At 39.7% G+C, this 6,564-nt stretch carries 4 protein-coding genes; all 4 read right to left on the bottom strand.

The genetic code is table 11. The features are described 5' to 3' along the window. A partial coding sequence (locus tag G4P69_RS34155) for a sensor histidine kinase (protein ID WP_243903135.1) occupies positions 1 to 1,600 on the bottom strand: 1,600 nt, incomplete at its 3' end. Between the two features lie 5 nt (positions 1,601 to 1,605). Further along, positions 1,606 to 3,096: a sugar ABC transporter substrate-binding protein gene (locus tag G4P69_RS34160; RefSeq protein WP_208354348.1), complete on the bottom strand. Its 1,491-nt coding sequence runs from the start codon at positions 3,094 to 3,096 to the stop codon at positions 1,606 to 1,608. 90 nt (positions 3,097 to 3,186) lie between these two features. Beyond that, positions 3,187 to 4,734 carry an AAA-like domain-containing protein gene (locus G4P69_RS34165; protein WP_208354350.1) on the bottom strand — a complete coding sequence of 516 codons (1,548 nt, stop codon included), beginning with the start codon at positions 4,732 to 4,734 and terminating at the stop codon, positions 3,187 to 3,189. A 9-nt stretch (positions 4,735 to 4,743) separates the two neighbouring features. Further along, positions 4,744 to 6,171, bottom strand: a complete 1,428-nt coding sequence (locus G4P69_RS34170; protein WP_208354352.1) for an AAA-like domain-containing protein — start codon at positions 6,169 to 6,171, stop codon at positions 4,744 to 4,746. Positions 6,172 to 6,564: the final 393 nt, after the last annotated feature.

Raw genomic sequence — 6,564 nt, forward strand, 5'->3', positions numbered from 1 at the left:
CGGCTTCAGTTTGCACAAAAGGTTTAAACAACTTCTTAATTTCATCTGGTGCAATGCCAGAACCAGTATCTTCAATTTCAAAACGTAAAAAGTGAGAAGAATTCTCTTTGTCCTCTTTTCTCACGCGAAGCGTCACACTACCAGCTTGCGTAAATTTAAGGGCGTTACCAAGAATGTTAATCAAGACTTGGCGCAATTTACTCTCGTCTGTTTGTATATATTTCGGAACTTCAGGACTACAATCAAAAATCAGCGCTAAGCCCTTAGATTCTGCTTTTAGCTGTAACATCTCTTTGAGCGAGTCCAGTAGACAATACAAATCAAAGCTATTTTCATTCAATGTTGTGCCACCAGCTTCAATTTTTGCCATTGATAACACGTCGTTGATCAAAGTCAGCAAATGCTCGCCACTGCGACTTATAATTTCCAGATGTTCTAGCTGAGAAGAATAAATAGAAGGATCACGGATCATTAACTGAGTGAAACCAAGAATAGCATTGAGAGGAGTACGAAGTTCATGGCTCATATTAGCCAAAAATTCGCTTTTTGCACGATTAGCCGCCTCAGCTTCTTGTGCTTTGATCTCCAACATATGGCTGTAATTCTCTAATTGCTCACGAGAGATTTTCAACTGTTGCGTCAGCCAATAAACCCCTATTAACAAACCACTCACGGATACTAGCCCTACTACGACAATCGTTCCTGCTAGTTGGCGAGCAGGTGCAAAAGCTTCTTCTTGATGCATCTCAACCAGTAAGGCAAGATTTTGATCATTAAGCCAGTGATAAACTCCAATAACCGGAACTTTGGCATAGTTCTTATAAAGTCCCAAGCCACTCTCTCCACTCATAGCGATATCGATACCTTCGCTCCGAACTCCTTCTGGGAACTGCTGAGTGCTGGCTTGTGGTTTAGAAATAAAAGTGTTTTTAGTTTTTAAAGAGCTAACCAAGTAAGTTTCACCGCTCTCACCCAAACCGGTATGTTCTCGGATAATATTATCAATCCGGTCTAAGTTTAAGTGAGCTAAGATAATACCTTGGCGTACTCCTCCTTGAGAGCGAAAAGGTGTTGCAAAGGTTACCGATGGTTTCCCTGTGGAAGGTGAAACGTAGAAAATCGGGGCAAAAGCATCTCCTGGATCAACGTGTTCAAAATAGGTAAAGTCTGCTAAAGTTTCGTAATGGCCTTCACTACTCTTACTAGTCGATAGGATGATCCTATTACTGCGATCAAGAATAAAAATCTCCCTCCAATCAGGTTTGACTCGCACGATACTTATCAGATGTTGTCTAAGAATTTTGTGAGCGGCTAAATAATTTGCATCTGAAGGTTTGGAACTAAAAAGTATGTCGAGATTTTTTTGGATGTCTGGAAACCGATTTATAAGCAGAAAATCTCGCTGCTCGTTTTCAAACCAACGAATAATTTCTTCTTCTTTAAGGGTAGCAGCAACACTAAGTCGATTGAAAGCAGCCTGCTTTAGTGCTTCCCTCGCTTTAAAAAAGCCTACTCCTCCCACTACAGCAACAGCCACTAGGGAGAGGAATATAAAGGAAGCTGCAACTTTAGTAGTTAGGTGCTGATTCCAGAACTTCATTAATCTCATTGCCATTGAGCGAAAATTTGTTTAATCTGCTCAATTGCTTCATCGGCAGCTTGTTTTGGGGTAATACCATTTACGGCTATACGATTGATAGCTTTGCCCCAAACATTCTGTTCCAAAACTAAGCTATAAGCAGGATTTTGCACTATAGAAAATGGGCGCGTTTGACCGTGAATTAATGTTTTAGCAGCAGTTGAACGGTGTGGATCAGCTGGATCTGTCCAAAACGGATCTTGCCAAACTGGCGTCATCACTGGTAAATAACGAGTTCCAGAAGCTTTAAGATAGCTTGCTATTGTCTTAGGCTGAGCTAAATATCCGAGAAAGTCTTTGGCTATCTTCTGATTAGGAGAGTCAGCAAACAACACGGCGGCATTATATGTCACTAAATGGCGCATCGGTTTGCCACTAGGTTTGTTTGGAAATTCTATAGTACCTAGCTTGTTCCGGTAGGTGTCAGGATCTTGGCGCACAGCCCCAGGAATTGAAAGTGTTGTATTTGGCGTCATAAGCACTGCCCGATTGAGCAAACTGCGATTATTGTCAGGATTTAACCAGTTCACTGCATTTCGTGGCACATAACCTTGCTTGTAAAATTTTGTATACCACTCTAGGCTGTTTACAATGCCTTGACGCACTTGGGGATTATCTAGGAGAAGTTGACCATTGGAGTTTACAAGTTCAACATCGTTTGCTTCTAAAATTTGTTCAAAAAGATAGTAAGTATCTGCCGCTCCAAGAGATTGTGGAAAACCTAGCCCGTAAATATCCTGCTTTTGCTGTGTTCTTAGCTTATCCTGCATTTGTTTCCAAAATTCCCAAAATCCATTCCAATCTTTAGGGATATCGCTTTCTCTGAAACCAGCTTGTTTGAGTAAGTCTCGCCAGTAAAAAATATGAATCGTTAATTGATTGATTGGGAGAGCATAATAAGCTCGTTTTTTTTCAACATTGTTATAAAAAGTAACGTCTTCCAATGCACCGTTAGAATAAATACTCTTTATCGGCTCAATAATATCTGAAACATCGACTAGTTTTCCTTCCCAGGCAAGACGCGGAGTTATCTCTCTCTGAGCACTACTACTCATGACGATATCAGGAACTTTGCCAGCCTTAATTGCTCTTTGAGTCTTTTTCGGTAGCTCATCGTTAGTATAGAAAGAAAGCTTAATTTTGTTACCACTCTTTTTTTCCCAGTTTTTAACGAGTTGCTGGAGTGCTTCATCTTCTTCTAAATTAAAGCCTTTATCCCACCAAATCTTTAAGACTTTGCTTTGTGTTGGTAACTCACTAATTGTACGTGAATTTAATTTAGATGTATTAGTGCAGGCAATAATAATTACGCTGAGTATCAGTGCTATCAGGGCATAATGAACCCGCGATATTTTGATAATCTTGCTTCTATTTAAGACTAATTTATAATTTTTCTGGAGTTTTTTGGAATTGTTTACTCCTTCAGTAATTTGATTTTTTTCTTTTTTGATTGACATATGAATTTTTCGGTTACATTTAATCGCTGAATTGTTTTGCCATTACCTAGCATCCCTGAAAAACTGAACGTTTAAACTCGTTTTTTATTGCTATAGGTTTAAGCACTGTCTTGTACTGAAGAAAGTCACGACTGCCAATCCTAAAGTAATAATTAATAACAAACTGACCACACATAGAAATAATCTTTGGAGCCTAGCGACTTTTTGCTCTTCAATCAGTCGAGCTTCAACTTCCTTACTACGTTCGGCTTCTAGCCTGGTTTCAACTTCTCGTCGATCAAATTCAAAGCTTGCTGCTAAAAACTGATAATCTAAATCACTTAAACTTTTACCAACTGACCACGCTTGTGCTTCAAGTAAAGCTTGTCCACGTAGTAGCCGTGAGGAGTCTTGGTAGTCTGATGCTACCCACGCTTTTAAAGTTTGAGAGTATGGTCGCAGTTTGACTAACTGCTTTTCTAGCCACGCTTGGTTAAAAACTTCTTGATAAATGCGGTTTTTTACCTTCAGTTTACCTTGATACTTTACTACTAACCCTGATAACAGGAGTTCGATTTGCTCTTGAGAGTCCTCTAAAGCGACTTCTACTCCTTGTAAAATTTGCTGATACAAACCTAGCAAACCACTAGCCCGTTGCTCATTTCCTAGTAGGCGATCGCGAATCGTCTTTAAATGCTCTGGCTCATCATTTGCTTCCCAATTCTCGATTACATGCGTCTGTACTAGCTTTTCTAAGATAAAAGATGGAAATTGATAATAAATACTAATAAGATGATAATTAACAATTGGCAAATGATAATCTAATTGATAATGATCTTCAGTTTCTAAGCTTCTAACATCCTGTACACCTTCACTACCACTGTTTCTTTCACTCATCACTATTTCGCATAGCTTTTGTGTGAGAAAAGGTTGACCATTTGTCCAAGATAGTATTTCTTTGACAACTGCTATTGGGTTGGCAACTTTACCTTCTAGCCCTGCTGCTAATGGTTGAATTTCTGATAATTGAAATCCTTGTATATCAATAGATTTACCAATATTAAAAGGTGTACAATTTTCGTCATCAATTAAATCTGAAGGGGTTGCGACTCCGAAAAGAGCCCAAGTAAGGCGATTATATTCTGGATTTTCTGCACGTTGGTTGTAGCAAGACCGAATCAAAGCAAAAAAATCGTTGATTGAAAACTTTAAACTCAAAATACTATCAATTTCATCAACAAAAATAAATATTTTTTCGTTCTTAAGTTCAACCAACAAAATGTCTTCAACAAACTGACTTAATCTCTGTAGAGCAGATAAATCTTCTCGTTCTTCCCACCACGCTTTTAAATTAACTTTTCCAAACAGGTTGAACCCCCTTAATAAGTCAACGACTACGCCTTTATACCACTGAGAAGGGGTAATATTTGCACTACCAATTCTAGTCATGTCAATAGAAGCACAGACAAATCCAGCTTGTTGCAATCGATGCCTTGTCCTTAACCGTAAGCTAGACTTACCCATTTGCCGGGAGCTAAACACGTAACAAAACTCATTTTGAATCAAGGCATTGTAAAGGTCTATATCAGCTTGACGCTCTACATAAGTGAGAGCATTTACTTTAAGACTTCCACCAACTTGATATTCGTACTTATTCATGGCTAAGTGTCAACCCAATTGCTCACGGAAATAGAGTCGATACAACTCACAACTCGGTATAGCCTGATTACCTTCAAGCTTTACTAAACCCATGCTTTCTAACTTATAAGCTGTAATTGCTTCTAATTGAACACTTTCAGGAGATGTAAGCACCCTTTGCATTGCTTTGGCTAATTCCGAATCTTCTTGGATATTTGCTAGATGATGCCGTAGGTAGTTGCTATAAATTCCGGCAATTGTGGGAGCATCTTGCAATAACTGCTCTAGGGATACTTCTTTGCGTGCGATGTGATAGAGCGCAAGACGCACTAGATAGGGATGTCCACCAATCATGGCTAGTAAAGAAGCCAGTTTTTGTGCTCCTGCTTCACCTTCAGCCCAATCAATCCTATGACGTATAGCTAAATCCTGTACTTGCTCTAACGTAAATTCTGGTAACTTGATCGATAGCCCAACGTTGAAAGGTGATTGGTTGAGATCTAAAGGAATATAAGCTTCAGTAGCATGAACAACTATGAGTCGCAGTTTTTGCCAAATATTTAGCTCTGAACCATCTTCATACCAAGAACGTAGCAATGGTAAAAAATCGCGACAGATTTCCGGATATTCAAAAATCCGGTTTACCTCATCCAAGGCTAAGACTACTGGAGAGTCAATTTCTTGGAGCAAGTACTCCTGAAAATACAATGTGCAACTTACTTTGCTGCCAATATCCTCATCCCAATAATTATCCAGCTTTAATTCTAGATTCAACTGTCGAGTAACATTGGCACACAACCACCTTAAGAATCTATCCAAGCTTGTGAAATTTTGGGTATCTGCCCTCTGCAAGCTAATTACTACAGTGCGTAACTCCCCAGAGCGTCTAGCATAAGCAAGAATCCTGTGCATTAGAGACGTTTTCCCCATCTGCTTGGGGGCTTTGATCCGAATCAGGCTACCTGGTTTACAAATCTCCGTGTAAGCTCTTTCTTCAATTGGGGGACGCTCAATATAAAACAACGACTCGAGCGGTACCGCTGAACCACTAGGAATTTCTAAGAAGTCCTCATTCGTGCCGGTTACGTTGGTTGTCGTTTTTGGGAGATCTTCATACAGATTACCAACTTGCCCCTTGCCAGTGCCTGGTTGCTGGTAGTTTCTCCCCAAACCTGGTACATTCTGTGCTTCTTTTTGCAAAAGACTACTATTTTCCGCTTTTCGTCTCAAAACTGACCTAAAATTACTTTTTGTGACTTCTTCCCCAAAAGCTTGGGAAAGTAACTTCCACAGCTTAGATCCAACATCCTTAATATAGTTAGCGTCATAGTCACAGCTTTGTGCTATCTCCGGATAGGTTTGTCCCTCCCAAGACTTGCGAAATACTAACTCCTGAACGTTATTTAAGCCTTGGTCTGAAAATCTATCTATAATAGCTAATGCTTCGTCAACATTCATTTGTAACAAAATTTATAAAGTTTATATATAAATATGACTTTATCGGACTTTTTCATACTTTTTTTACTTATTCATTGAAATTTAACAGTACAAAGTCAGGGCTTCCTGAGTACAGACGAAGCCCGTCCTGGCTGTCGAGCAACGAATACATTGATACTTCAGTATTTCCCTTGTCTACAGGTGTAGGTACCATCTCCTTTATAGATGTCAGAGCCCATAAGCTTATGCACTTACGGAAAAGCTACCGCTTCGCTAGCGCTAACAGCAGTCACCTACGGAGGGAAACCAACGCCACTTGCTTCAAGGAGGGTTGGGATGAAAGACTGACAAAAACGGACAACAAGAGTCCTAGTTTGGGATTTAGACTTCTAGGAGAGGGTAGATCGGGAGAGC

This window comes from Aetokthonos hydrillicola CCALA 1050, assembly GCF_017591665.1.
GTDB classification, from domain to species: Bacteria; Cyanobacteriota; Cyanobacteriia; order Cyanobacteriales; family Nostocaceae; genus Aetokthonos; species Aetokthonos hydrillicola.

What these genes read in the sequence shown, in the direction of transcription:
- G4P69_RS34160 (WP_208354348.1), bottom strand. Translation starts at nt 3,096, where the DNA reads ATGTCAATCAAAAAAGAAAAAAATCAAATTACTGAAGGAGTAAACAAT.
- G4P69_RS34165 (WP_208354350.1), bottom strand. Translation starts at nt 4,734, where the DNA reads ATGAATAAGTACGAATATCAAGTTGGTGGAAGTCTTAAAGTAAATGCT.
- G4P69_RS34170 (WP_208354352.1), bottom strand. Translation starts at nt 6,171, where the DNA reads ATGAATGTTGACGAAGCATTAGCTATTATAGATAGATTTTCAGACCAA.